Below are 24,556 nucleotides of genomic sequence, written 5' to 3'. Positions count from 1 at the left end.
CGGGACGAGGCCCGCGCGGGCCTCGCCGCCCTGCCCGCGGGTGGGCCCCCAACTCCTAGTGCCTGCGGCCCGTCGTGGAGGCGAAGCCCAGCCAGGTGTGACGGTTGTTCCACCAGCACCAGCCGACCTTCGGGGCGTTGCGGCGCTCGCGGCCGTCGCGCCCGGTGCCGTTGCTGATCCAGATCGCCGGAGTGCGGGCGTCCAGGCTGCCGTCGGGCTTGCGCAGCCGGGAGCCGATGGTCATGAAGCAGCGGTTGCGCTCCAGGGCGTCCGGCTGCTGGAGCACCCAGTGGATGCCCTCGGTGAGCAGCAGAGGGGTGCGGTCCTCCTTGGTGAGGGCGGGGAGTGCCTCGTCCGGGCTCCAGTTGGCCATGTGGTCACCACGGTCGACGCCGGTGACGACGTAGAGGGGGGCGTCGGGCAGGTCGACGGCGCTGGGCGTGAACTCGTCGACGTCGGGCATGTCGACGACGACGAAGCCCGGTTTGCCGTCGCGGCGCAGCAGCGGCGCGAGCACGGAAGCGGGGGCTCTGTCCGGGTGCACGGCCAGCAGGGCACCCTCGCCGTCGGTCTCGGCGGCGAACGTACGGATCTCGTCGGCGGACAGCCCGGCGATCTCGTGCACCCCCAGCTCGATCAGCCGCTCGGCCTGTGCGCTCAGGGGCGGGAGTGCGGGGACGGTGGACGGACCGGTCGTGGTGTCGGGCACGATGCTCCCATGGTCGGTGACGTGGGCGAACTCCTGTGCAACGAGCCGGTTTGCGGAGGCGTTCCCTCCCTTTCCCCTCCGTTCCGACCGTCTTCGACTGCGTTCCGCCCGTCTCCGACCGCGTTCCGACCGTCGCCGGACAGGCCGTTCCTCTGCCACTCGCGCGGCGTCACGCCGTAGGCGGCGCGGAAGGCGCGGCTGAAGTGGCTGGGGCTCACGAAGCCCCAGCGCCGGGCGAGGGCCGCGACCCCGTACCCGAGTGCCGGGGGACGCAGAAGATCCCTGCGGCACCGCTCCAGCCGCTGCGTGCGGATCCACTCCCCGACCGTCGAGCCTTCGAGCTCGAACAGTTTGTGCAGGTAGCGCACCGACATGAAGTGTGCGGCGGCGATGCCGGGCGGTGACAGGCCGGGGTCGGAGAGATTGCGCAGAATGTGGTCCTTGACGCGCACGAGGGTGGCCGCGGCGGTCTCCGGAGCCTGGGAGGCGAAGTGCCCGCGCCGCTCGTTGATCAGCAGGGCCAGCAGGTCGAGCGCGGTGGCCGCGAACTGGCGGCCGACGAAGGCGTCCAGGCTCGGCGCTTCGCGGGCCAGGCGCTCGAGGTACGTCGCCACGAGTGCGGCACTGCCCTCCTGCCCGGAGAACGGCGTGGCGGTCACCGCCCGCAGATCCTCGTCGCGCACACGGAGATCCGTGCGGGGGAAGTGGAAGGAGGTGAAGGCGAAGTCGCTCTGCACTGTCTTCCGGAACGGCCGGGAGGAGTCGGAGAGGGAGAAGTCGCCCGGCCCGATCCGCGCCTGTCTGCCGTCCTGTTCCTTGATGGCGCCGCCCCGCTGCTGGAGGGTGAGGATGAGGTGCTCCTTGCCGTCCCTGATCAGCCGGCTGCTGCGCGTCACCCGCTGCGGACCCGCCTGGACCCGCGAGATCCGTAAGGAGCCCAACTGGTTGCTGACGATTGTTCCGGGCGACGGATCGTCCTCGAGGAGCTGTACGTCGAGCGGTATGAAGGTGTGTGACACCGCGTGGTGCCAGCGCTCCCTCCGGTCGGCCGCCGACAGTGACGCAGTGGACAGGACGACGGACACCTGGTTCCCCCCTGGGCATCATCACGGCCGGCAGCTCCTATGCGCTGCCGGCTTCGACGATGTCACCATCCCGGCCCGGCCCGGACCAGGAAGAATCGGTGGAAAGTCCGGATCACTTCTCCAGGAAGGCGAGCAGTGCCGAGTTGACCTCCTCCGCGTGGGTCCAGAGCAGGCCGTGCGGGGCGCCCTCGATCTCGACGTAGTCGGCGGCCGGAAGAGCCTTGTGGAACTGCCGGGCGGTGCCCTCCACGGGCAGGATGCGGTCGCCCGTGCCGTGCAGGATCAGGGCCGGCACGTCGATCGCCGGGATGTCGGCCCGGAAGTCGGTGTACCAGGTCGACGGCGCGGCGGCCGCCGCGAAGAAGCCGCCGCCCGCGGCGACGTTCCAGCTGTTGCGGACGGCCTCCTCGCTGATCCTGGTGCCGAGGTTCTCGTCGAGGTTGTAGAAGTCCTGGTAGAAGGCCGTGTAGTACGCGTAGCGGTCCGCCTTGACTGCCGCGACGATCCCGTCGAAGAACTCCTTCGGGGCGACCCCCTGCGGGTTGTCGTCGGACTTGAGCAGGCAGGGCTCCAGCGAGGCGAGGAAGGCGACCTTGGCGACCCGCCCGGTGCCGTACCGGGACACGTACCGGGCGACCTCGCCGGTGCCCATCGAGAAGCCGACGAGGACGGCGCCCCGCAGGTCGAGGGTCTCCATCACGGTGTTCAGGTCGGCGGCGAAGGTGTCGTAGTCGTAGCCGGTCGTCGGCTGCGAGGACTGCCCGAAACCGCGCCGGTCGTAGGTGATCACGCGGTAGCCGGCGTCGAGCAGCACGGCACTCTGCCGCTCCCAGGAGTGGCCGTCGAGCGGGAAGCCGTGGATGAGGACGACCGGCTGTCCGGATCCGTGGTCCTCGTAGTACAGGTCTATGGCGGTGGAGTTCTCCTGGCCCACGGTGATGTACGGCATGTGCTGGCTTCCTCGTTTCCGGGTGGCTGGTGACAGACCCGGCCACGCTAGTTCCGGGACCGCAGGGCCGGTTGCCGGGCAGCGCACCGGTTCTTGACCGGGGGCGCACGGGAGCACGCTTCGGAGGTCGTTAACCTGTCGCACGCCCGTGACCCGCGTGACAACATCGTCGGCATGGAAGGGTTTTTGACGTCTGATCAGATCGACGCCCGCACGTCCCGGGCCCTCGCCGCGGCCGTCGCCGCCGGTCGTGATCTGGGGCTCACGGTGACCGACGCGCGGGTGCTCTACGACGTGTTCTCGGTCGTGGTGCATCTCGCTCCGTCGCCCGTGGTGGTGCGGGTACCGACCGTCCTGCCGTCGTTCGCCGGTCCCGGGTACCAGGCGGCGCGGCAGCGGCTGGAGCTCGATGTGGCGGGGTGGCTCGCGGACCAGGGGCACCCGGTGATTCCACCGAGTCCGCTCGTGCCGCGGGAGCCCGTGCGGCGGGACGGTTTCTCGATGACGTTCTGGCAGTTCGTCGAGCTGGACCAGAGCGTCGAGCCCGACTACGTGCGCAACGCCCAACTGGTCGCCGGCCTGCACGCCGCGCTGCGCTCGTACCCGGGAGAGCTGCCGTTCCTGTCGGCGGCGGAACCGCGGTTCGTCTCCGAGGGGCTTGCCACGCTCGAAGGGCGGCCGGATCTGCTGGAGCCGGCCGATCTCGACCGCGCGCGGCGCGAGTGGGACGTCCTGGAGCCCCTCGTCAGCTCACGCGCGGCGTTCGAAGCGGCCTTCCCCGGCATCGAGTTCCAGCCGATCCACGGGGACTCCCCCGCGGCCAACATCGTCTCCGCTCAGGGCCGCGAGCTGTACTCCGACTTCGAGTTGACCACGTTCGGACCGGTCGAGTGGGACCTGGCTGCTCTGGGCCCCGCGTGCGAGGCCGCCTACAACGCGGCCGCCGAGCGCCGGGGGCTGCGGCGCCTGGACGAGGGTGTGCTGCGCGTCGTCAACGCCGTGGGCATGTCCCGCGCGGTGGCGTGCCTCGCGCTCGCGCCGCAACTGCCCCTGCTGGTGGAGGCGTTGAAGCCGGCCGTCGAACAGTGGCGGACGATGCCGTTCGCCGGTGGTCTGGACGGCTGAGCGAGCGGCGGCCCTGCTCACTCGGGCAGGGGCCGGTCGTCCACGACGTGTTTCATGACGAGGGTGGAGTTCAGGCGCTGGACGCCGGGCAGCCGGGCGAGCTGCCGGTCGTAGAGCTGCTGGAAGGCGGCCAGGTCGGTGGTGGCGACGCGCAGGAGGTAGTCGGGGTCGCCGAACAGGCGCTGCGCCTGGAGCACGTGCGGGACGGCGGCCACGCCTTCTTCGAACGCGGAGACGGTGTCGGCGTCCTCCCAGTGCAGGGTGACGAAGACGAGGGCCTCGAAGTTGAGGCCCACGGCGGCCGGGTCCACGACCGCCCGGTAGCCGCGGATCGCGCCCTCGCGCTCCAGGTCGCGCAGGCGGCGGTGGCAGGGCGAGACGCTCAGTTTCACGCGTGCGGCCAGCTCGGTGACCGTGAGACGGCCGTCCAGCTGGAGCTCGGTGAGAATTTTCCGGTCCAGGGCATCCATGGAGAAGATTCTGCCCCAGAACCCGCGATCAAGGGGTAAAGAAGGGAACACTTTCGGGCTGATCCGGCCTAGCCTTCCTCTCGCGACAAGGCACGTGAGAGGGACCGGTCCATGGATACGACGACACTGGCGGCATTTCTGGCAGTGGATCTGCTGCTGGTGTTCACCCCCGGTGCGGACTGGGCCTACGCGATCACCGCGGGCATCAGGGGCCGGTCGGTCGTCCCGGCGGTCGCCGGGCTGGTCGCCGGATACGCGGGATACACCCTGCTCGCGGTCGCGGGCCTGGTGGTGATCGTGGCGAACTCGGCGACCCTGCTCACCGCGCTGACCGTGGCCGGTGCCGGCTACCTGGTGTGGCTCGGCTGCGGCGTGCTGAGGCAACCTGCCGCCCTGACGGCTTCCGAGGGCGAGGACGAGGTGGGCTTGGGCTCCTCCCGCTTGCGGATCATGGTCAGGGGCGCCGGGACCAGTGGCCTGAACCCGAAGGCGCTGCTGCTGTACTTCTCGCTGTTCCCGCAGTTCATCGACCCCGCGGGCGGCTGGCCGGTGGCCACGCAGACCGGCCTGCTCGGCACGCTGCACATGACCGCCTGCGCCGTCGTCTACCTCGCCGTCGGAGTCCTGGCCCGCACCCTCCTGAGGACCAGACCCTCGGCGGCCCGGGCGGTCACCCGCCTCTCCGGCGCGATGATGATCGCCATCGGCGGCTTCCTGCTGGCGGAGCGTCTGGCCGGCTGACGGCGCACGCCCCGGGAAGCCGCGAGGGGTACCCGGCGGCCCTTCCTGAGATGATGACCGGGAAAGCGGCAGGGCGTCACATCCGGAGGCACCGTGCAGGGACGCGTACCGGAGGACCTGGCGGTCGTCGTCGACGCCCGTGGGGTGATCACGGTGTGGAGCGACGGCGCCCGACGGCTGCTCGGATACGAACCCGACGAGATCGTGGGCCGGGCCGTCGATCGTCTGCTCGCCGCCGGCCTGCCCGGTTCCACGCGACGTCACATGGCCGACGGACAGCGCTGGGCCGGTGAGGTGGCGCTGCGGCACCGGGACGGCGACCGGGTCGTGGTCCGGCTGCAAGGCACGCCGTTGCTGGGCGCCGACCGCGGGCGGCTCTGGCTCGTCACCGGCACCGCGGTGGCGCACACGGCGCGGCGGGCCGGGGACGGAGCCCTGCCCTTGTGGGACCTCACGCTCGCACAGCTGCCCGTGCCGGTGGCGGTCTACGACCGTGAGGCCCGGCTCGTGGCCGCGAACGAGATCATGACCCAGGTGATGGGCAGGTCCGAGGAGGAGATGAAGGGCCTGACGCTCCGGGAGATCGAGCCCGGCCCGCCCTTCGACGAGTACGACCGCCTTCAGCGTGAGGTCCTGCGCACCGGCGAGATGATCTTCCACGAGGAGCACGGCCGGGCGCCGGGCGAGACCCGGCCGCATGCCTGGTCGATGTTCATGGCGCCGCTGACGGACGAGACCGGTGCGGTGCAGGGCCTGTCCGCGACGGTTTTCGACACCACGGAGCAGTACTGGGCCCGCCGCCGGCTGGCGGTGCTCAACGACGCGAGCCTGCGCATCGGGAGCACCCTGGACGTGACCCGGACGGCCGAGGAGCTGGCCGAGGTGGCCGTGAGCGGGTTCGCGGACTTCGTCACCGTGGACCTGCTGGAGTCCGTCGCCCTGGGCGACGAGCCGGAGCCGGTGCCGCTGGACGCGCCGGTCACCGTGCGGCGCACCGCCCAGCGGTCGGTGCTTCAGGGCTGCCCGGAGTCGGTGGTCGCCACGGGCGACGCCACGCCCTATCCCGTGGACACGCTGCCGGTGCGGACGCTGGTCGCCGGCCGGGGATCCCGCTACCAGCCAGGGGACCCGGGGCTGCGGGAGTGGATCAGGTCCTCCCCGGCCCGCGCGGAGTCGGTGGCCAGGCACATGATCCACTCGGTGATGATGGTGCCGCTGCGCGCCCGCGGGGTGACCCTGGGGCTGGTGCACTTCGTGCGGCACCGCACGCCGGAGCCGTTCAGCGAGGACGATCTGCTGCTCGCGGAGGAGATCGTCACCAGGGCGGCGGTGAGTGTGGACAACGCCCGCCGCTACACCCGGGAACGCCGGACGGCGCTGGCGCTCCAGCGCAGCCTCCTGCCCGACCGGCCGCCGGTCCTGGCGGCGGTGCAGGTCGCCTACCGCTATCTGCCGGCCGGTTCCGGAGCGGACATCGGCGGCGACTGGTTCGACGTGATCCCGCTGTCCGGCACGCGGGTCGCCCTGGTCGTGGGTGACGTGGTGGGACACGGCATCCAGGCCTCGGCCACGATGGGCCGGCTGCGGACCGCCGTGCGGACGCTCGCGGACGTCGATCTCGCCCCCGACGAGCTGCTCACCCAGCTGGACGACCTCGTCATCCGGATCGACCGGGAAGAGGGCCCGGAGGCGCGCGGGCGGTCGGCGGAGGCGTCGGGGCAGGTCGGCGCCACCTGCCTGTACGCCGTGTACGACCCGGTGTCCCGCCGCTGCACGATGGCCCGGGCCGGGCATCCGCCGCCCGCCCTGGTCACGCCCGACGGCGCCGTACGGTTCCTGGATCTGCCGGCCGGGCCGCCGCTGGGCCTGGGCGGCCTGCCGTTCGAAGCCGTCGAGGTGGAGCTGGAGGAGAACAGCCTGCTCGCCCTCTACACCGACGGGTTGGTCAAGGCCGCCGACCACGACATGGACGTCGGGCGCACCCTGCTCCGCGAGGCACTGGGCCACCCTGCCGGGGCACTGGAGGAGACCTGTGACCAGGTGCTGAACACTGTGCTGACCGGGCGTCCCGCCGACGACATCGTGCTGATGCTGGCCCGGACCGCCGTGCTCGGCGCCGGGAAGGTGCGCACCTGGCAGCTGCCGCCCGAGCCCACGGCCGTGGCCCGGGCCCGCAAGATGGTGGGCGGGCAACTGGCCGCGTGGGGGCTGACGGAGGCGGAGTTCACCACGGAACTGATCGTCAGCGAGCTGGTCACCAACGCGCTGCGGTACGGCGGCTCCCCCATCGAACTGCGGCTGATCCGCGACTCGGCCCTCATCTGCGAGGTGTCCGACGGCAGCAGCACCGCACCCCACCTGCGCCGGGCCCGCGTGTTCGACGAGGGCGGACGAGGGCTGCTGCTCGTCGCCCAGCTCTCCGAACGCTGGGGCAGCCGCCAGACCCCGACGGGCAAGACCATCTGGGCGGAACAACCGCTGCCCGCCGGGTCCTAGGTCGTGTCCGCAAAGTCCCGCCTGCCCCGCGACGCCTAGCGCGTGTCGACGATGCCGCCGGTCACCGCGATGACCTCGCCGACCGTGTAACTGGAGTCGGCGTCGGAGGCGAGGTAGACGTACGTCGGTGCGATCTCCTCCGGCTGGGCCGCGCGTTCGAGCGGGGCCTCGCTGCCGATGTGGGCGAGTCCGTCCGGTGGCATGTGCTGGTCCGCCTCGTTGAGCGGCGTCCAGGTCGGGCCCGGCGCGACCACGTTCGCGCGCACGCCGCGCTTGGCCAGGTGCACGGCGACGGACTTGGTCAGGGTGATCAGCGCGGCCTTGGACGCCGCGTAGTCGATCATCGTCGTACTGCCCTTGAGCGCCTCTTCGGTCGCCGTGGCGATGACGGCGTCGCCGGGCTCGAGGTGGGGCAGCGCCGCCATCAGCAGGTGGAAGTACGCGTAGACGTTCGTCTTGAACGTCCGGTCGAAGTCCTCAGCGGTCAACTGGTCGAGTTCGAGCTTGCTGTTGAGGTACGCGGCATTGCTCACCAGGATGTTCAGCCCGCCGAGCTCCGCCGCGGTCCGCTCGACGGCCTCGCGGCAGAACTCCGGGTCGGTGAGGTCGCCGGGCAGCAGCAGGCAGCGCCGGCCCTGCTCCTCCACCTCGCGCCGGACCTGCTCCGCGTCCACCTGCTCCTCCGGAAGGTGGACGATGGCGACGTCGGCGCCCTCCCGCGCGTACAGCAGCGCCACCGCCCGTCCGATACCCGAGTCGCCGCCAGTGATCAGCGCGGCCTTGCCCTCCAGCTTCCCGCTGGCCCGGTAGCGGCTCGCCCGGTAGCGCGGCCGGGTGCGCATGTCGGCCTCCAGGCCGGGCCGTTGCTGCTTGTCGGAGTCGTAGGGCGGGTCGGGCTCGGACACGACCTGCGGTGCGGACCGTTCCTGCTCGGGCTGCACGGAATTTCCTTTCGCCGGTGTCGTCCACGGCGCGGCCGTTCACCTGGGGTCACGCCGCTTCTTCCCCGCACCGCGTTCCCATATCGGCGGCAGGCATGTTCCCCGGTGTCGCCGGGCCGGCGGCGCGCCGACCGGCATGGCCGCACCCGCGAGGGGTACTCAGTCGATCTTGGAAGGCCCGGCCGGAGGGCCTGCTGTCGGAAGGAGATCCGTGTCTGACGAGACGGTGAAGAACGTCTTCGTGATCGGGCTCGACGAAGCCAATCTGCCGACGCTGCGGGCGGTTCCCGGAGCTGACCGGCTGCGCTTTCACCAGCTGCTGACCGTGGAGGAACTCCAGGTCGGCGAAGTGCACCTGCCCACGCTGTTCGACAAGGCCCGGGAGGTGCTGGACGCCTTCGACGGCAGCATCGACGCGATCGTCGGCTACTGGGACTTCCCGGTCAGCACCCTCGTGCCGATGCTGAGCGAACGCTACGGGACGCGGAGCACCAGCCTGGAGTCGGTGGTCAAGTGCGAGCACAAGTACTGGAGCCGTCTTGAGCAGCAGAAGGCGACCGACCGGCACCCGGGCTTCGACAGGGTCGACCTGTCGGCGGAACCGCCTCGCCCGCCCGAGAACGTGACCTTCCCGATGTGGGTCAAGCCCGCGCTCTCCTATTCGTCCGAACTCGCCTTCGGAGTCGATGACGAAGAGGAGTTCCGCAAGGCCGTCACCGAGATCCGTGAGGGCATTTCCCGTATCGGCCGCCCCTTCGAGCACATCCTCGAACGCATCGACCTGCCGCCGGAGATGGACGGCGTCGGCGGCCGGGTCTGTCTGGCGGAGGAGGCGATGTCCGGCGTCCAGGTCGCCGTCGAGGGCTACACCCACCAGGGCGAGGTGACCGTCTACGGAGTGCTGGACTCCATCCAGTACCCGGACTCCCCCTGCTTCCTGCGCCACCAGTACCCCTCGACGCTACCGCCGGCGGTCGTCGCGGAGCTCCACGACGTCTCGGAGCGGGTGATGCGGCAGATCGGAATGGACTCGGCCACCTTCAGCATCGAGTACTTCTACGACCCGCGGACGCAGTCGATCAATCTGCTGGAGATCAACCCCAGGCACTCCCAGTCGCACGCGGAGCTCTTCCAGTACGTCGACGGCGTCCCCAACCACCACTGCATGGTCCGCCTCGCGCTCGGCGAGGACCCGCGCATGCCGCACCGCCAGGGCCCGTACGCGATGGCGGCGAAGTGGTACCACCGCTGGTTCACGGACGGCGTGGTGCGCCGGGTGCCGGGGCCCGAGGAGATCGAGCGCATCGAGCGGGAGACGCCGGGCGTGCGCATCGAGGTGGTCCCCGAGGAGGGCACCCGGCTCTCGGACCTCCCCGGACAGGACAGCTACAGCTACGAGTTGGCGCACATCTTCACCGGCGGGGCGGACGAGGAGGAGCTGCGGGAGAAGTTCGACCACTGCGTGGCCGCCCTGGGCCTCGCCTTCGACGAACCCCCGCAGGGGTGAAGCCCGGCCGGAGTGAACCCCGACAGTAAGGAGCACGTGGGTTCCATGCGTTACGTGACCAACCTGCCGTACGCGACGAAGGAAGAAGAGCACGTCACGATCCCGATGTCCGACGGGGTCCGGCTCTCCGCGCACATCTGGCGCCCCACTTCGTCGGACCATGAGCCCGTGCCCGCGGTGCTGGAGTACATCCCGTACCGCAAGCGCGACCTCACGGCCGTACGCGACTCGATCCACCACCCGTACCTCGCGGGGCACGGTTACGCCTGTGTCCGCGTCGACCTGCGCGGCACCGGCGACTCGGAGGGCGTGCTGCGGGACGAGTACCTGGAACGGGAGCAGGCCGACGCCGAGGAGGTCCTGGCCTGGCTGACGGAGCAGCCCTGGTGCGACGGCGGCGCGGGCATGATGGGCATCTCGTGGGGCGCGTTCGCGGCGCTCCAGGTGGCGGCCCGGCAGCCGCCGGGTCTGAAGGCCATCGCCATCGCCTCCTTCACCGACGACCGGCACGCCGACGACATGCACTACATGGGCGGCGCCCTGCTGTCGGACAACCTGGCGGAGGCGGGCACGATGTTCGCCTACGGCACCTGCCCGCCCGACCCGGCCGTGGTCGGCGACCGCTGGCGCGAGATGTGGCACGAACGGCTGGAGAACACCGAGCCCTGGGTCCTGCAGTGGCTGCGCCACCAGCGCCGGGACGACTACTGGCGGCACGCCTCGGTGTGCGAGGACTACAGCAGCGTGCGCTGCCCGGTCCTGGCCTCCAGCGGCTGGGCGGACGGCTACTCCAACGCGGTGACCCGGCTGCTCGGCCACCTGGACGTGCCCCGCAAGGGGCTGATCGGCCCCTGGTCGCACAAGTTCCCCCACCTCGGGGAGCCCGGCCCCGCGATCGGCTACCTCCAGGAGCTGGTGCGGTGGTGGGACCACTGGCTGAAGGGCGTCGACAACGGCGTGATGGACGGCCCCATGCTGCAGACGTGGATGCAGGACAGCGTGCCGCCCTCCACCGCGTACGAGGAGCGGCCGGGACGCTGGGTCGGCGAACCGGAATGGCCCTCCCCGCACATCCGGCAGGCCGTTCATCCGCTCACCCGGCACACGATCGGACCTCCGCGGGAGGCGGCCGACGAGGGGGACGCCCCCGAGGGCGACGCTCTGACCGTGCAGTCGCCCCTTTCCGTGGGCCAGTTCGCGGGCAAGTGGGCCTCCTACAACGCGCCCCCGGACCTGCCCTACGACCAGCGTGAGGAGGACGGCGGTTCCCTCGTCTTCGACACCGAGCCGCTGACCGAGCAGGTGGAGATCCTCGGCTCACCGACCGTGGAACTCGACCTGTCGGTCAGCGAACCGGTCGCCATGGTGGCCGCGCGGCTGTCGGACGTGAGCCCGGACGGCTCCGCGACCCGCGTCTCGTACGGCATCCTGAACCTCACCCGCCGTGACAGCACGGAGTCCCCCGAGCCGCTGGAGCCGGGCCGCCGTTACCGCGCCACCGTCCCGCTGAACGGAGTGGCCCAGGCGTTCCCGCCCGGCCACCGCATCCGGCTCTCCCTCTCCACGTCCTACTGGCCGCTGGCCTGGCCGGCGCCGAAGCCGGCCCTGCTGAGCGTCCACGAGCACTCCAGCACGCTCACCCTCCCGGTGCGGCCCGTGGAGGAACCGGACGAGGTGCCGGCGTCCCCCTTCGGTGAACCCGAGGGCACTCCCCCGCTCGCGATGAGCCAGGTGACGCCCCCCGAGGAGCGCTGGGAGGTCAAGCGGGACCTGATCGGCTACCACTCCGAGCTGGACATCGTGAAGGACCGGGGCACGGTCCGCTTCGAGGACATCAACCTGGAGGCGGGGCGCCGCGCCCACGAGCGCTACACGGCGGTCGCCGACGACTTCACCTCGGTCAGCGGCGAGTCCACCTGGACCATGCGGTTCCAGCGGGACGACTGGGACGTGCGGGTGGTGACACACACGCAGCTGACGTGTGACGACACGGACTTCTTCGTGGACGCGACCCTCGACGCGTACGAGGCCGACCGCCGGGTGTTCTCCCGCACCTGGAACGAGAAGGTCCCGCGCGACCTGCTGTAGCGGGGCCGGGGCGGGGTGACGAGGAGCCACCCGGGGAAAAGTTGCTTGACTTAGGCAACATGCATCTGCTTGCCTAAGTCAAGCAACCTAGCTCCCCTGCTCCACGGAGGCCCCGCCATGTCCGCCACCCCCGCCCGCCACGTGAAGGCGGGGTCGTCCGCCCCGCCCGGCCCGCCCAGACCGAACGCCGTGGTCGCGGTGCTCGCTCTCGCCGGGATCGTGGTCTCGCTGATGCAGACCCTGGTCATTCCGATCGTCCCCGAGCTGCCGCAGTACCTGGACGCCTCGCCGTCGAACGCCGCCTGGGCGGTCACCGCCACCCTGCTCGCCGCCGCCGTCGCCACCCCGGTCGTCGGACGCCTCGGCGACATGTTCGGCAAGCGCCGCATGCTCCTGGTCAGCATCGTGCTGCTGGTGTCCGGCTCGGTGGTCTGCGCCCTGAGCGACTCGCTCGTCCCGATGATCGTCGGCCGGACGCTGCAAGGCCTGGCAGCGGCCGTCGTTCCGCTCGGCATCAGCGTCCTGCGTGACGTCCTGCCCGCCGAGCGGCTGACCGGCTCCACCGCCCTGATGAGCGCATCCCTCGGCGTCGGCGGTGCCCTCGGACTGCCCACGGCGGCATTCATCGCCGACCACTACGACTGGCACACGCTGTTCTGGATCTCCGCCGTCCTCGGCGTCGCCTCCCTGGTGCTGGTGCTGCTGGTCGTGCCCGAGTCGAAGGTCCGCACCGGCGGCAGCTTCGACCTGGCCGGCTCGCTCGGACTGTCCGCCGCGCTGGTGTCCCTGCTGCTGGCCGTCTCCAAGGGCGGCGACTGGGGCTGGACCAGCGGCACCACCCTCGGGCTGTTCGGCGCCGCGGCCGTGATCTTCCTGGTGTGGGGGTGGTACGAGCTGCGTACCGCTCAGCCGCTGGTGGATCTGCGCACCACCGCGCGCCGGCAGGTGCTGTTCACCAACCTCGCCTCGGTCGCGCTCGGCTTCTCGATGTTCGCCATGTCGCTCGTCCTGCCGCAGGTCCTCCAGCTGCCCGAGCAGACCGGCTACGGGCTGGGCAGGTCGATGCTGGCCGTCGGCCTGATCCTGGCCCCGCAGGGTCTGGTGATGATGGCCATGTCCGCCGTGTCCGCCGCCCTCACCAAGGCGAAGGGCCCCAAGGTCACCCTGATGATCGGGGCGGTCGTCGTGGCCGCCGGGTACGGCCTGAGCCTCGTGCTGATGTCCGAGGTCTGGCACATCGTCCTGGTCGCCTGTGTCATCGGCGGCGGCGTCGGCTTCGCCTACGGCGCCATGCCCGCCCTGATCATGGGAGCGGTTCCCGCCTCCGAGACGGCCGCGGCCAACAGCCTCAACACCCTGATGCGCTCCATGGGCACGTCGTTCGCCAGCGCCCTCGCCGGCGTCATCCTGGCGCAGATGACCACCGACTTCGGCGGCCACGCCCTGCCCTCCGAGAACGGCTTCCGGACGGTCATGGCCATCGGTGCCGCAGCGGCCCTCCTGGCCTTCGTCCTCGCGTCCTTCCTCCCGCGTCGACAGGCCGCCGCCGAACCCGCCCCGGTCGCGGAAGGCCCTGCCGGGCAGGCGGAGTTCTTCGGCGCGCGTTCCTAGGACCTGCCGTTCGGAAACGCCGAACCGGTCTCCCTCCCCCTCCCCCTCCACCGCGTTCCAGCCCGAGAGGTACCCCCATGTCCCAACTCACCACCGCCGTCAAGGCGTTCGTCACCGACCTGCTGCTCTGGAGCTTCTTCGCCGCCGGCCTCGGCGCGGCCCTGGGCGCCGGTGCCGTCCTCGACGGCGCGCACAAGGACGTGGCCACCGTCGCCGGGTCCGCCGTCGCGCTCGTCACCGGGTCGCGTCTCGCGCGGAAGCCGCGGATCAAGGGCTTCCTGTCGAGGCCCGGCACGCTGTGGTTCCTGTTCCTGTTCAACGGCGGTGCGGCCGTGGCGATGTACGTCGCCCTGGACGGTGTGAAGGCAATCGCCGCCGCCGCTGCCATGGGGCTGGTCTCGCTCGGCGCGGCCGGCGGGATCGTCTCCGGCCACCGCACCCGTACCCGTGACTCTTCCACCTCCTTCGACCCGACTCCGGGATCCGGCAAGCCGGTTCCATCCGGACCCCCCTCCCCCACCCACCTCTGAGGAGATGTCATGTCCGATGCCCTGACGTGCCCCGTCACCGGCGCCTCCGGGCCGCTGCCCGAGTACCCGCTGCCGCGGGCCGCTCAACGGCCGCTGGCCCCCGCCCCGGCCGCGCAGGAGCTGCGGTCCGGGAAGCCGATCACCCGGGTGCGGATCTGGAACGGCAGCACGCCCTGGCTGGTCACCCGGCACGCCGACCAGCGGGCCCTGCTGCCCGACCCGCGCGTCAGTGACGACGACCTCGACCCCGGCTTCCCGTACGTCAACGCCCACCGGGCGGAGATCGCGCCGATCACACCGCGGCTGATCACCAACACCGACGCCCCGGAGCACACGCGGCTGCGGCGGACCGTCAACGGGCCGTTCGTGGTCAAGCGGATCGAGAAGATGCGCGAGCCGGTCCAGAAGATCGTCGACGACCTGATCGACAAGATGCTCGCCGGACCCGACCAGGCCGATCTGCTCACGGCGTTCGCGCTGCCGGTGCCGTCGCTGGTCATCGCCGAACTGCTCGGAGTGCCCTACGAGGACCACGACTTCTTCCAGCGCAGCAGCAGCCTGGTCCTGGACGGTTCGGCGCCGCCGGAGGAGGCCAGGAGGGTCAGCGGTGAGCTGGCCGCCTACCTGGACGACCTGATCACGCGGAAGACGGCCGACCCGGACGACGACGTGCTGTCGGAGATGGCCGGCCGCGTCCAGGCCGGGGAGATGACGCACACCGAGGCCGTCCACATGGGCGTGGCGATGCTGATCGCCGGTCATGAGACCACCGCGACGATGATCAGCCTCGGCACCCTCGCCCTGCTCCAGCACCCCGACCAGCTGGCTCTGCTGCGCGAGACCGACGACCCGAAGCTGGTCGCGAACGCGGTGGACGAGGTGCTGCGCTACCTGTCGATCGTCCAGACCGGGGTCCGCAGGGTCGCCAAGGACGACATCGAGATCGGTGACGTCGTCATCCGCAAGGGCGACGGCATCATCTTCGACCTGCACGCGGCGAACTGGGACCCGGAGGTCTTCCCCGAGGCGGAACGGCTGGACATCACCCGCCCGGCCCGTATCCACCAGGCGTTCGGGTACGGCCCGCACCAGTGCCTGGGCCAGAACCTGGCCCGCCTGGAGCTCCAGGTCGTCTACGGCACCCTCTACCGCCGCATCCCGACGCTGCGGCTGGCCACGGCGATCGAGGACCTGGAGTTCGACCACACCGGGACCACCTACGGCGTGCACAGCCTGCCCGTGGCCTGGTGACCCCTCCCCCCGCTCAGAAGCAACCGAGGTGACAAACATGCGTGTGGAACTGGACGTACCGAAGTGCGTGGCGTCGGGGCAGTGTGTGATGGCCGCTCCCGACGTCTTCGACCAGCGCGAGGACGACGGTGTCGCGATCCTGCTGGAGGAGCGGCCCGGTGAGGAACTGCTCGACGACGTGCGCGAGGCCGTGGCGGTCTGCCCGGCCGCGGCGATCAGGCTGGTGGAGCGGTGAGGCGCGTCGTGGTCGTCGGTGCCTCGGCCGCCGGGCTCGCGGCGGCCGAGACCCTGCGCCGGGCGGGATACGACGGCACCCTCACCCTCGTCGGCGACGAGCCGCACGCCCCGTACGACCGTCCCCCGCTGTCCAAGCAGATCCTGTCCGGCGAGTGGACCACCGGACGGCTGCCGCTGCGCCCGCAGGCCGACCTCGACGCCCTCGGCCTCGACCTGCGGCTGGGGACCGCGGCGACCGGTCTGGACACGACGGTCCGTGAGGTGTGTCTGGCCGACGGGTCGCGAGTGCCGTACGACGGGCTGATCGTGGCCACCGGGGTGCGCCCGCGGCGGCTGCCCGGTGACGGCGGCGCCCATGTGCTGCGCACCCTGGACGACGCCCTGGCGCTGCGCGAGAGGCTGAAACCGGGCTGCCGGCTGGTCGTCGTGGGCGCCGGGTTCCTGGGCGCCGAGGCCGCCGCGGTGGCCCGGCGGCTGGGCGCCCGCGTGACCCTGCTCGAACCGGCTCCCGTGCCGCTGGCGCACGCCGTCGGCACCGAGGTCGGCCAGGTGCTCTCCCAGGTCCATCTGGACCACGGCGTGGAGCTGCGGACCGGTGTCACCGTGGCCGAGGTGAGCGACGGGGGCGTGCGGCTCGCGGACGGCCAGGTGGTCGAGGCCGACGAGGTCCTGGTCGCCGTCGGCTCGCTGCCCAACACCGAGTGGCTGGCGGACAGCGGGCTGCGCGTCGGCGACGGCGTGCTCTGCGACGCGTACTGCGAGGCAGCGCCGGGAGTATATGCGGCAGGTGACGTGGCCCGCTGGGACAACCCGCTGTTCGGGACGTCGATGCGGATCGAGCACCGTACGAACGCCGCCGAGCAGGGCATGACCGCCGCCCGCAACCTGCTCGCCGCGCCGGACGCGCGCCGGCCGTTCGCGCCGGTGCCGTACTTCTGGTCCGACCAGTACGACCTGAAGGTCCAGGCGTACGGCTGTCTGCGCGGGCACGACGAAGTCGCCGTCGTGGACGGTGACTTGGCCGGGCGCAGGTTCGTGGCCGCCTACCGCACGGGCGAGCGGCTGACCGGCGTCCTGGCGGTCGGCATGCCGCCCAAGGCCGTCCGCGCCTGGCGGCAGGCCATCGCGGGCGGGACGGCCTGGCGCGACGCCGTACCGGCCGCCGGCACCGAGGCGGCCTGACCCCCGGCACCCCCACCCCGGGCGGGAGCGGACGCCGTGCCGCTCCCGCCCTTTTTCGGCTTCAGCAAGGAGATCGCACATGGACAACCGTACGGACGACGCACGTGACGTGGTCGTCGTCACCGGAGCGGGCGGGATGGGAACGGCGGTCGCGCGACGGCTGGGCAGCGGAAGGACGCTGATCCTCGCCGACCACGCACGCGAGCGGCTCGATCAGGTCGTGGCGGAGCTGGGGGCGGAGGGTTACGCGGTGCAGGGCGTGCCGACCGATGTCCGCGACCGTGCGTCGGTCGAGAGGCTCGCCCGGACCGCGGCGGAGCAGGGGCGGATCACCGCCGTGGTGCACACCGCCGGTGTCGCCGCCGCGACGGCCTCGGTCCGCAGGATCCTCGACGTGGACCTGCTCGGCACGGTGTACGTGATCGAGGCGTTCGAGAAGGTGGCCGTGCGCGGCACCTCGCTGGTCTGTGTCGCCAGCCTGGCCGGGCACATGGCCTCGATCGACGACGAGGACGAGACCGCCCTGGCGACGGCTCCCGCCGAGGAGTTGCTCGGGCTGAAGGCGGTCACGGCCCTCGGCGACGACCCGACCGCCGCCTACATCCTCGCCAAACGCGCCAACCAGGTACGCGTGCAGGCCGCCGCTCTCGCCTGGAACCGGCTCGGTGCCCGCGTCAACACCATCAGCCCCGGGGTCGTCGCCACCGCCATGGCGAAGGCGGAGGCCGACTCGGACGCCGACGGGCACATGCTCGCGATGCTCGACGCGTGCGGCGCCGGCCGGCCGGGCACGCCCGGCGAGATCGCCGACGCGGTGGCCTTCCTCACCGGACCCGAGGCGCGGTACATCACCGGCAGCGACCTCCTCGTCGACGGCGGGCAGGCGGCCTGGATCCGCCGGCACATGCGGCGTCCGGGCTGACGGTCACCGGGGCGACGGGTTTCCGGGACGGATGCTTCCGGGCGACCATGGCGGGGCACCCCTACCGCAGGGAGGTACCCCATGACCGACTCACCCGCCCCCGACCCCGGCGTGCTGCCGACGACCGCGCGCACGGGACGTGTCGAACTGACGCCGGCCGCCGAGGATCTGCTCCGGCGGCTGACCGGGACGCACGGGCCGGTGATGTTCCACCAGTCCGGCGGCTGCTGCGACGGCAGCGCCCCGATGTGCTACCCGCGCGGCGAGTTCCGGGTCGGTGCCGGTGATGTCCTGCTGGGACACGTGGCCGGGGACACTCCGTTCTGGATGAGCGGGGACCAGTACGCGTACTGGTCGCACACCCACCTCACCGTGGACGTGGTCCCCGGCCGCGGCAGCGGCTTCTCCCTGGAGGCCCCGGAAGGCGTCCGCTTCCTGCTCCGCTCCCGCCTCCTCACCGACGAGGAACTGCGCCGCATCGAGTCGGAACCGCCCCTGCCGACCGGGGCGGACCAAGGCGTTTAGGCCGGTCCTCAGCCCGTGAAGTCGGCCCCGCACACCGACGGCAGTGCCCGCCCGAGCGCCTTCAGGTGCAGCGTGTCGAACCCGTGGGTGTACGCGGACCAGCCGGCGGCCGTGGCCAGGCGCGGGCCGCACGACGGCAGACTCCGGGCCCGTTCCGTGTCGTCGAGCGCGGCCAGCAGCTGGGTGGTGATGCGGTCGAGGGCCGGGCGGACCTCCTTGGCCAGGTCGGGCCGCTCGGTGGGGCGCTCGGCGGGGTGCGCGTCCCAGCGGGCGTACAGACCGCGCTGCACCAGCTTGTTCGCCTCGATCTGGTCCCGGAACACGGCGGCCACGGCGTCCGGTTCGAGGCCGAGGCCGACCGCCCGGGCGCGGACGTCGTCCAGGATCCGCGCCTCGCGCTCCGGGTCGTCGATCGGCGTGTCCGTGCCGTACTTGGCGGCGGCGACCTTGTCGGCCAGCAGCAGTCGCTGGGCGAGCAGTTCGGTCACCGGCGTCAGGTCCGGCGTCGGGCCGTGCGCGACGGCCGTATGACGTACGGGAGCAGGCCGCTCGGCGGTGGTGGCCGGGCCCGCCGTACCGACGGCCAGAGCCGCCGCGGCCGTCAGGGTGCCGAGGAGGGTGAGACCGGGCCGGGGACGTCGAGGGAGCACAGGAGTGTCCTTCCGTGGGGGCGGGGGCGCCGGACCGCGGCGCCGTCCGCAACCTACCGAGCGGCGTCTGGCGCGTGTTCGCCGAGGTCCCAGAACAACCCCGCCATGATGCGCAGCCCTTCGCGGGCCACCGACCCCAACAGGTGCTCGTCGGGGGCGTGTTGGGAGCATGAGGGGTGGGAGTGCGGGACCCACACCGTGGGCAGGCCGAGGATGTCCGCGAAGGCGTCGTTGGGGAGGGTGCCGCCGAGGTTCGGCAGGACCGCCGGTTCCTTGCCCGTGGTGTGCCGCAGGGAGTCCACGGCCCGGCGGACCCACGGGTCGTCCGGGCTGAGGCGGGTCGCGGGGACGGCCTGGAGCACCTCGACGTCGACCATGGACAGGCCGTGGGCGTCGAGGTGGTTGCGGACGATGCGTTCGAGGTCGCGCCAGGGCGTGCCGACGACGAAGCGGAGCTGGACGTCGGCGTGGGCGGTGCCGGGGATGGCGCCGACGGGCTTGGCGGGGTCCCCGGCGGCCAGGGTGAGGACCTCCAGGGTGTTCCAGCCGAAGACGCGTTCGGCCGGGCTGAGGCCCGGCTCGCCCCAGTCGGTGTCCACGTCCGGGTCGCCGTCCCCGCCGCCCACGGTGAGGTCCGCCAGGGCGGCGGCGACGGGCCCGGGCAGTGCCGGCGGCCGCAGCCCCTCCACCAGGATGCGGCCCCGGGAGTCGACCAGGGCGGCCAGGGCGCCGGCGAGCACCGTGGCGGGGTTGCGCAGGGCGCCGCCCCAGTTGCCCGAGTGGTGGGCGCCCTCGCGCAGGGCCACCCGCAGACGGAAGTTGGCGGCGCCCCGGGAGCCGAGGAACAGGGTGGGGCGGCCGGCCGCGAGGCGGGGGCCGTCGGAGGCGACGAGCAGATCGGCGGCCAGGTCGTCCGCCAGGCTGCGGCATACCTCGTGCAGGCCCGGTGAGCCCGACTCCTCCCCCGTCTCCACGAGTACCTTCAGGTTGAAGCCCAGCCGGCCTCCGCGAGCGGCGAGGACCTGTTCGAGCGCGGCCAGGTTGACGGTGTGCTGGCCCTTGTTGTCGGCGGTGCCGCGTCCGTAGAGGCGGTCGCCCTCGACGACGAGTTCCCAGGGGGACAGGCCGGTGCGCCAGCGGCCGTCCTGCCCGGGGACGACGTCGCCGTGGCCGTAGACCAGGACGGTGGGCAGGCCGTCGGCCTCGTGCCGGTGGGCGAGCAGGAACGGGCCCGCGTCCGGCACCGGGTTGTCGACGATCCGCACGGTGGCGCCCAGGCGGCGTACGGCGGGGGCGAGTTCGTCGGCCAGGTAGGCGCGCAGCGGGCCCGTGCCGTCGGGCGGCGGGCTCTGGGTCGGGAACGCGACCCGGCGCCGCAGGTCGGCCAGGAAGCCGCCGGAGTCGAAGTAGGCCTCCGCCAGGCCGATGGCGGTCTCACGTGTCGTCATGCCGTGCGCTCCCGGTGTCCGTCGGGCCGGGTACGGCGGCCAGGCGGCCGTCCTCCCGGTCGAGCCAGTGCCGCCGCAGTGCCTGGAGCACGACGGAGACGTCGAAGGAGATCACCCCGTCGAGCTTCGCCAGATCCCGGGTGAGGAACTCCGCGAGCCCCTCCTCGTCGCGGAAGACGCCCTGGTGGACGACGGAGAAGGTGCCCGCGTTCGTCGACACGTACCGGGCGGAGGGATGCCGGGCGAGCGTCCGGGCGGCCTCGCGCACCCCGCCCGGCGACACGGTCAGCGCGACCACCGCCTCCAGGGCGTAACCCAGCAGTCCGGGCTCGATCTCCACGCGGGGCCGGACCAGTCCGCGCTGGAGCAGCGACTGGGTGACGCGGTAGGCCGTGGACTGCCCGATGCCCAGCTCCCGGGAGACCTGTGCGGCGGTCATCCGGCCGTCGGCGGCCAGCAGCCGCAGGGTGCGCAGCTCGTCACCGGCGGGGCGGGCGGGCCGGTCGGTGCCTCGCGGGTCCGTCTCGCGTTCCCCCGCCGTGTACGTGGCGAGCAGCCGGCGCTGGTCCTGCGTCAGGCGCGGCAGCCGCCAGGCGTCGGACTTGGTGTCCGCGCGCAGGACGAGTTCGGTCCGGGTGGACCGTACGCCGGGAAGGGTGGCGATACGCCGGGTGAGCAGGTCGCGGGTCTCGGCTCGGCGCGCGGGCTGGACGACGCAGTAGACGTCCGCCTGTCCGGCGGTGACCGCGACATGGGCTGCCTCGGGCAGTTCGACGAGCCGCCGGGCGACGTCGACGGCCCGTCCGGGCGCGGCGACCCACACGTGCCAGGGCGTGCCCTCGCCGGTGACCGACAGGTCGACCTGGCCGATCACCCGCAGCAGCCGGTTCGACTCCAGCCTGGCCAGCCGCCGTCCCACGGTGCTCGCCGACACGCCCAGCGCCTGGGCCAGCAGGCTGAGCGGGGCGCGCGGTGCGCGCTGGAGCGCGGCGACCAGGTCGAGGTCGTCGTCGTCCAGGGCGTTCTCCATGCGACCCATCCTCCTTGGAACGATTCCTTCAACCAGCGACTTCACACGACCGATACGACCGCAACAACCTTTTTACTTGCATGATTTCACCAAGAGGGTCGTCAATAGGGATGTGACCACCGCCACTTCACCCCCGCCGCCCGACGTCCCCTCGAAGCAGCTCTCCCGACTGCTCGCCGTCCTCGGTCGCATCGAGCGCCTCGGCAACAAACTGCCGCACCCCTTCTGGCTGTTCGGTGTCCTCAGCGTCGTCCTCGCGCTGGTCAGCTGGCTCCTGTCGGCCACCGGCGCCTCCGCGCTCAACCCCGCCACCGGCAAGACGGTGGGGGTGCGCAGCCTCGTCTCGGGCGAGGGGCTGCGGATGATGATCTCCGACGCGGTGACCAACTACGCCACGTTCCCGCCGCTCGGCACGATCCTCGTGGTCATGCTGGGCGTGGCCGTCGCCGACCGGTCGGGGCTGCTGCCCGCGATGCTGCGGGCGGCCGTCGCCCGGGTCCCGGCCCGGTGGCTGACGTTCACGCTCGCCTTCACCGCCATGGTCGCGCACGTCGCGTCCGACGCCGCCTACGTGGTGCTGGTGCCGCTGGGCGCGATGGCGTTCCGGGCGGTGGGCCGCAGTCCGATGCTCGGTGCCGTGGTGGCGTTCGTGTCGGTGTCCGCCGGGTACGACGCGAGCCCGCTGGTCACGCCGACGGACGCGATCCTGGCCGGTCTCACGACGGCCGCCGCGCACACGGTCGACCCTTCGTACGTGGTCAACCCGTTGTCCAACTACTTCTTCTCCGTGGCCTCGTCGGTCGTCCTGGCCATCGTGGTCACCGTCGTCACGGAGAAGGTCATCGCCCGGCGGGTGGCGGCGATGCCGGAGGAACCGGAGCCGGAGGACGCCCCCGAGGCCGCCGGTGCGGAGGACGGCGGGCTGACGCTGCGTCCGGTGGAGCGCACGGGCCTGCGCAACGCGGGTCTCGCGCTGCTGGCGTACGCCGCGCTGGTCGTGGTGGCGATGGCCCCGCCCTCGTCACCGTTGCGGGGCGAGGGCGGCAGCATCGTGGAGTCGCCGGTGCTCACGGGCATCGCGGTCGTGCTGGCGGTGGCGTTCCTGATCGTGGGCGCCGTGTACGGGCGCACGGTCGGGACCGTGCGGACCGGCCGGGACATCCCCGACCAGATGGCGCAGGGCCTGCGCGAGATGGCGCCGATCCTGGTGCTGTTCTTCGCCATCTCCCAGTTCCTGGCGTACTTCAAGTGGACCGGCGTCGGCGAGGTCCTGGCGATCCGGGGCGCCGGGCTGCTGAAGTCGGCGGGCATCACGGGCCCGGTCGCGTTCCTCGGCGTCCTGCTCGTCTGCACGGTCATCAACCTGCTCGTCACCAGCGGATCCGCCCAGTGGGCCCTGGTCTCCCCGGTGTTCGTGCCGATGTTCATGCTGCTCGACATCCCGCCCGAGGTGACCCAGGCGGTGTACCGCATCGCCGACTCCTGCACCAACGCGGCGACCCCGATGAGCGCCTACTTCGTGATGACCTTGGGTGTCGTCCAGCGCTACCGGCGCTCGGCCGGCATCGGCACGCTGCTGTCGCTGACCCTGCCGCTGTGCCTGGTCATGCTGGTGGCCTGGACGCTGCTGTTCTACGCCTGGTGGGCACTGGGCATTCCGCTGGGCCCCGGGGTGCCCGTCCGCTGACCTCCCGGCCGCTTCCATCCGTACGAGGAGGACCGTCCATGTCCCTGAGCCGCGTCGAGTCGTCGGCCCGCACCGCCCTGCCGGAGATGACCGGTGACCTGCGGAGGCTGGTCGAGCTGGAAACGCCCAGCGACGACAAGGAGTTGCTGACCGCAGGCCTCGCGGCCGTCGAGGCCTGGACCCACCACCGGCTCGGCCCTCCCGACGAGGCGCGCAGGTACGACGGCGGCCCGCACGGCGACATGCTGGAGCTGTTCTACCGGGGCACATCCCCGGCCGTGGTGCTGGTCCTGTGCCACTACGACACGGTGTGGCCGGCCGGCACCCTCGCCGAGTGGCCCTTCCGGGTGAGCGAGGACGGGCGGGCCACCGGTCCGGGCGTGTTCGACATGAAGTGCGGTCTGCTGCAGGCGGTGTGGGCGCTGCGCCTGCTGCGGGAACTGGAGCTGCCGCGTCCGTCGGTGCGGCTGTTCCTGAACGGCGACGAGGAGATCGGCAGCCCGGCCTCCCGCCCGCACATCGAGCGGCTGAGCGAGGACGCGACGGCCACGCTCGTGTGCGAGGCGTCGGCCGGGCCGGAGGGGGCGCTGAAGACGTCCCGCAAGGGCGTCGGCCTCTTCGAGGTGACGGTGGAGGGCGTGGAGGCACACGCGGGCCTCGATCCGTACCGGGGCGCGAGTGCCGTGCACGCCCTCGCCGAGCTGGTCACCCGGGTTGCCGGCCTGGGTTCCCGGGAGCGGGGCACGACGGTCAACGTCGGGGTGATCGGCGGCGGCACGGGCCGCAACGTCGTCGCCGGAAGGGCGAGCTGCGGCATCGACGTACGGATCCCCGACCCCGCCGAAGCGGCCCGCATCGACGCCGCACTGGCCTCTCTCCAACCCTCCGACCCCCGGGTACGGGTCTCGGTCACCGGCGGCTGGAACCGGCCCCCGATGGTGCCGACGCCCGCCTCCCGGCTCCTGTTCAAGCAGGCGCGCGCGGCTGCGGCGGAGCTGGGGTGGTCCCTGCGGGAGACGGCCGTCGGCGGGGCGAGCGACGGCAACTTCGTCTCCGCGCTCGGCCGTCCCGTCCTCGACGGCCTGGGCGCGGTGGGCGACGGCGCCCACGCACGGCACGAACACGTCCTGCTGGACCACATCCCGCCGCGCACGGCCCTGCTGGCGGGGCTGCTCATGGCAGGGGCGCAGTAGCCGGGGAATCGCCGGGCGGAGTAGCCAGGGAACGGCCGGGGCGCAGTAGCAGGGGAACGGCCGGGGCGGTGCACCGCGGACGCCTTCCGGCCTCTGGACGCCCGCACGCGGGCTCGCCTAGGGTGCGGTGCGATGGCAAGCGCTTTCTAGCCTGCTCATGCCAATCAGTCCGTTCCTAC

General features: G+C 72.1%; 22 protein-coding genes. 14 read left to right on the top strand and 8 right to left on the bottom strand.

What is annotated here, in order from left to right:
- Positions 1 to 55 precede the first annotated feature (55 nt).
- From ACH4G3_RS19985 to ACH4G3_RS19975, 3 genes are all read right to left on the bottom strand, one after another.
- A complete protein-coding gene (locus tag ACH4G3_RS19985) occupies positions 56 to 709 on the bottom strand; it encodes a DUF5701 family protein (RefSeq protein WP_397625740.1) in 654 nt (217 codons plus the stop codon).
- Positions 658 to 1,794 carry an AraC-like ligand-binding domain-containing protein gene (locus tag ACH4G3_RS19980; RefSeq protein WP_397625739.1) on the bottom strand — a complete coding sequence of 379 codons (1,137 nt, stop codon included), beginning with the start codon at positions 1,792 to 1,794 and terminating at the stop codon, positions 658 to 660. The genes ACH4G3_RS19985 and ACH4G3_RS19980 overlap by 52 nt, the downstream gene beginning before the upstream one ends.
- A 112-nt stretch (positions 1,795 to 1,906) precedes the next feature.
- Positions 1,907 to 2,743, bottom strand: a complete 837-nt coding sequence (locus tag ACH4G3_RS19975; protein ID WP_397625738.1) for an alpha/beta fold hydrolase — start codon at positions 2,741 to 2,743, stop codon at positions 1,907 to 1,909.
- Positions 2,744 to 2,917: 174 nt separating this feature from the next.
- Between ACH4G3_RS19975 and ACH4G3_RS19970 the strand changes: the two genes are divergently transcribed.
- On the top strand, positions 2,918 to 3,868 hold the full coding sequence (locus ACH4G3_RS19970; RefSeq protein ID WP_397625737.1) for a phosphotransferase: 951 nt from the start codon (positions 2,918 to 2,920) through the stop codon (positions 3,866 to 3,868).
- A 17-nt stretch (positions 3,869 to 3,885) separates the two neighbouring features.
- Here the strand turns inward: ACH4G3_RS19970 and ACH4G3_RS19965 are convergent, their stop codons facing one another.
- Complete coding sequence (locus ACH4G3_RS19965) at positions 3,886 to 4,338, bottom strand: Lrp/AsnC family transcriptional regulator (protein ID WP_020275150.1); 453 nt, start codon at positions 4,336 to 4,338, stop codon at positions 3,886 to 3,888.
- A gap of 111 nt (positions 4,339 to 4,449) precedes the next feature.
- Here ACH4G3_RS19965 and ACH4G3_RS19960 point away from each other — a divergent pair, with 111 nt between their 5' ends.
- Together ACH4G3_RS19960 and ACH4G3_RS19955 are read left to right on the top strand one after the other, a co-directional pair.
- Positions 4,450 to 5,079, top strand: a complete 630-nt coding sequence (locus ACH4G3_RS19960; RefSeq protein WP_397625736.1) for a LysE family translocator — start codon at positions 4,450 to 4,452, stop codon at positions 5,077 to 5,079.
- Between the two features lie 93 nt (positions 5,080 to 5,172).
- Positions 5,173 to 7,575 carry a SpoIIE family protein phosphatase gene (locus tag ACH4G3_RS19955; protein WP_397625735.1) on the top strand — a complete coding sequence of 801 codons (2,403 nt, stop codon included), beginning with the start codon at positions 5,173 to 5,175 and terminating at the stop codon, positions 7,573 to 7,575.
- Between the two features lie 35 nt (positions 7,576 to 7,610).
- Here ACH4G3_RS19955 and ACH4G3_RS19950 read toward each other — a convergent pair whose 3' ends face one another.
- Positions 7,611 to 8,516, bottom strand: coding sequence for an SDR family oxidoreductase (locus tag ACH4G3_RS19950; protein WP_397625734.1), 906 nt, complete (start codon positions 8,514 to 8,516; stop codon positions 7,611 to 7,613).
- A 211-nt stretch (positions 8,517 to 8,727) separates the two neighbouring features.
- Between ACH4G3_RS19950 and ACH4G3_RS19945 the strand changes: the two genes are divergently transcribed.
- From ACH4G3_RS19945 to ACH4G3_RS19905, 9 genes are all read left to right on the top strand, one after another.
- A complete protein-coding gene (locus tag ACH4G3_RS19945; protein ID WP_397625733.1) occupies positions 8,728 to 10,023 on the top strand; it encodes an ATP-grasp domain-containing protein in 1,296 nt (431 codons plus the stop codon).
- 45 nt (positions 10,024 to 10,068) lie between these two features.
- Entirely contained in the window at positions 10,069 to 12,111 is a 2,043-nt protein-coding gene (locus ACH4G3_RS19940) for a CocE/NonD family hydrolase (RefSeq protein ID WP_397625732.1), read from the top strand.
- Positions 12,112 to 12,228: 117 nt separating this feature from the next.
- Entirely contained in the window at positions 12,229 to 13,722 is a 1,494-nt protein-coding gene (locus ACH4G3_RS19935; protein WP_397625731.1) for an MFS transporter, read from the top strand.
- Positions 13,723 to 13,799: 77 nt separating this feature from the next.
- The gene (locus tag ACH4G3_RS19930) at positions 13,800 to 14,252 is read left to right on the top strand and encodes a hypothetical protein (protein WP_397625730.1); all 453 of its coding nucleotides are present in this window, start codon (positions 13,800 to 13,802) and stop codon (positions 14,250 to 14,252) included.
- 9 nt (positions 14,253 to 14,261) lie between these two features.
- The gene (locus ACH4G3_RS19925) at positions 14,262 to 15,503 is read left to right on the top strand and encodes a cytochrome P450 (protein WP_397625729.1); all 1,242 of its coding nucleotides are present in this window, start codon (positions 14,262 to 14,264) and stop codon (positions 15,501 to 15,503) included.
- A gap of 37 nt (positions 15,504 to 15,540) precedes the next feature.
- The gene (locus ACH4G3_RS19920; protein ID WP_397625728.1) at positions 15,541 to 15,738 is read left to right on the top strand and encodes a ferredoxin; all 198 of its coding nucleotides are present in this window, start codon (positions 15,541 to 15,543) and stop codon (positions 15,736 to 15,738) included.
- Positions 15,735 to 16,922, top strand: coding sequence for an NAD(P)/FAD-dependent oxidoreductase (locus ACH4G3_RS19915; protein WP_397625727.1), 1,188 nt, complete (start codon positions 15,735 to 15,737; stop codon positions 16,920 to 16,922). Before ACH4G3_RS19920 ends, ACH4G3_RS19915 begins: the two co-directional genes overlap by 4 nt.
- A 79-nt stretch (positions 16,923 to 17,001) precedes the next feature.
- Complete coding sequence (locus tag ACH4G3_RS19910; protein ID WP_397625726.1) at positions 17,002 to 17,844, top strand: SDR family oxidoreductase; 843 nt, start codon at positions 17,002 to 17,004, stop codon at positions 17,842 to 17,844.
- An 81-nt stretch (positions 17,845 to 17,925) separates the two neighbouring features.
- Complete coding sequence (locus ACH4G3_RS19905; RefSeq protein WP_397625725.1) at positions 17,926 to 18,369, top strand: DUF779 domain-containing protein; 444 nt, start codon at positions 17,926 to 17,928, stop codon at positions 18,367 to 18,369.
- An 8-nt stretch (positions 18,370 to 18,377) separates the two neighbouring features.
- On the opposite strand, the gene ACH4G3_RS19900 is transcribed toward ACH4G3_RS19905, so the two are convergent.
- The 3 genes from ACH4G3_RS19900 to ACH4G3_RS19890 are packed head-to-tail and all read right to left on the bottom strand — an operon-like array spanning position 18,378 to position 21,497.
- Complete coding sequence (locus ACH4G3_RS19900; RefSeq protein ID WP_397625724.1) at positions 18,378 to 19,019, bottom strand: chorismate mutase; 642 nt, start codon at positions 19,017 to 19,019, stop codon at positions 18,378 to 18,380.
- A gap of 53 nt (positions 19,020 to 19,072) precedes the next feature.
- Entirely contained in the window at positions 19,073 to 20,467 is a 1,395-nt protein-coding gene (locus ACH4G3_RS19895; protein WP_397625723.1) for a M20 family metallopeptidase, read from the bottom strand.
- Positions 20,454 to 21,497, bottom strand: a complete 1,044-nt coding sequence (locus ACH4G3_RS19890; RefSeq protein WP_397625722.1) for an Lrp/AsnC family transcriptional regulator — start codon at positions 21,495 to 21,497, stop codon at positions 20,454 to 20,456. Before ACH4G3_RS19890 ends, ACH4G3_RS19895 begins: the two co-directional genes overlap by 14 nt.
- Before the next feature lie 112 nt (positions 21,498 to 21,609).
- On the opposite strand from ACH4G3_RS19890, the gene ACH4G3_RS19885 reads away from it, so the two are divergent.
- Both ACH4G3_RS19885 and ACH4G3_RS19880 read left to right on the top strand, forming a co-directional pair.
- Complete coding sequence (locus tag ACH4G3_RS19885; protein ID WP_397625721.1) at positions 21,610 to 23,184, top strand: AbgT family transporter; 1,575 nt, start codon at positions 21,610 to 21,612, stop codon at positions 23,182 to 23,184.
- Positions 23,185 to 23,222: 38 nt separating this feature from the next.
- The gene (locus tag ACH4G3_RS19880; RefSeq protein ID WP_397625720.1) at positions 23,223 to 24,377 is read left to right on the top strand and encodes a M20 family metallopeptidase; all 1,155 of its coding nucleotides are present in this window, start codon (positions 23,223 to 23,225) and stop codon (positions 24,375 to 24,377) included.
- The last annotated feature ends 179 nt before the right edge of the window (positions 24,378 to 24,556 follow it).

Source organism: Streptomyces afghaniensis (assembly GCF_044327915.1).
GTDB lineage: Bacteria > Actinomycetota > Actinomycetes > Streptomycetales > Streptomycetaceae > Streptomyces > Streptomyces afghaniensis.
Note: the sequence above shows the minus strand (reverse complement) of the source record. Positions and strands in the feature narration are given on the sequence as shown.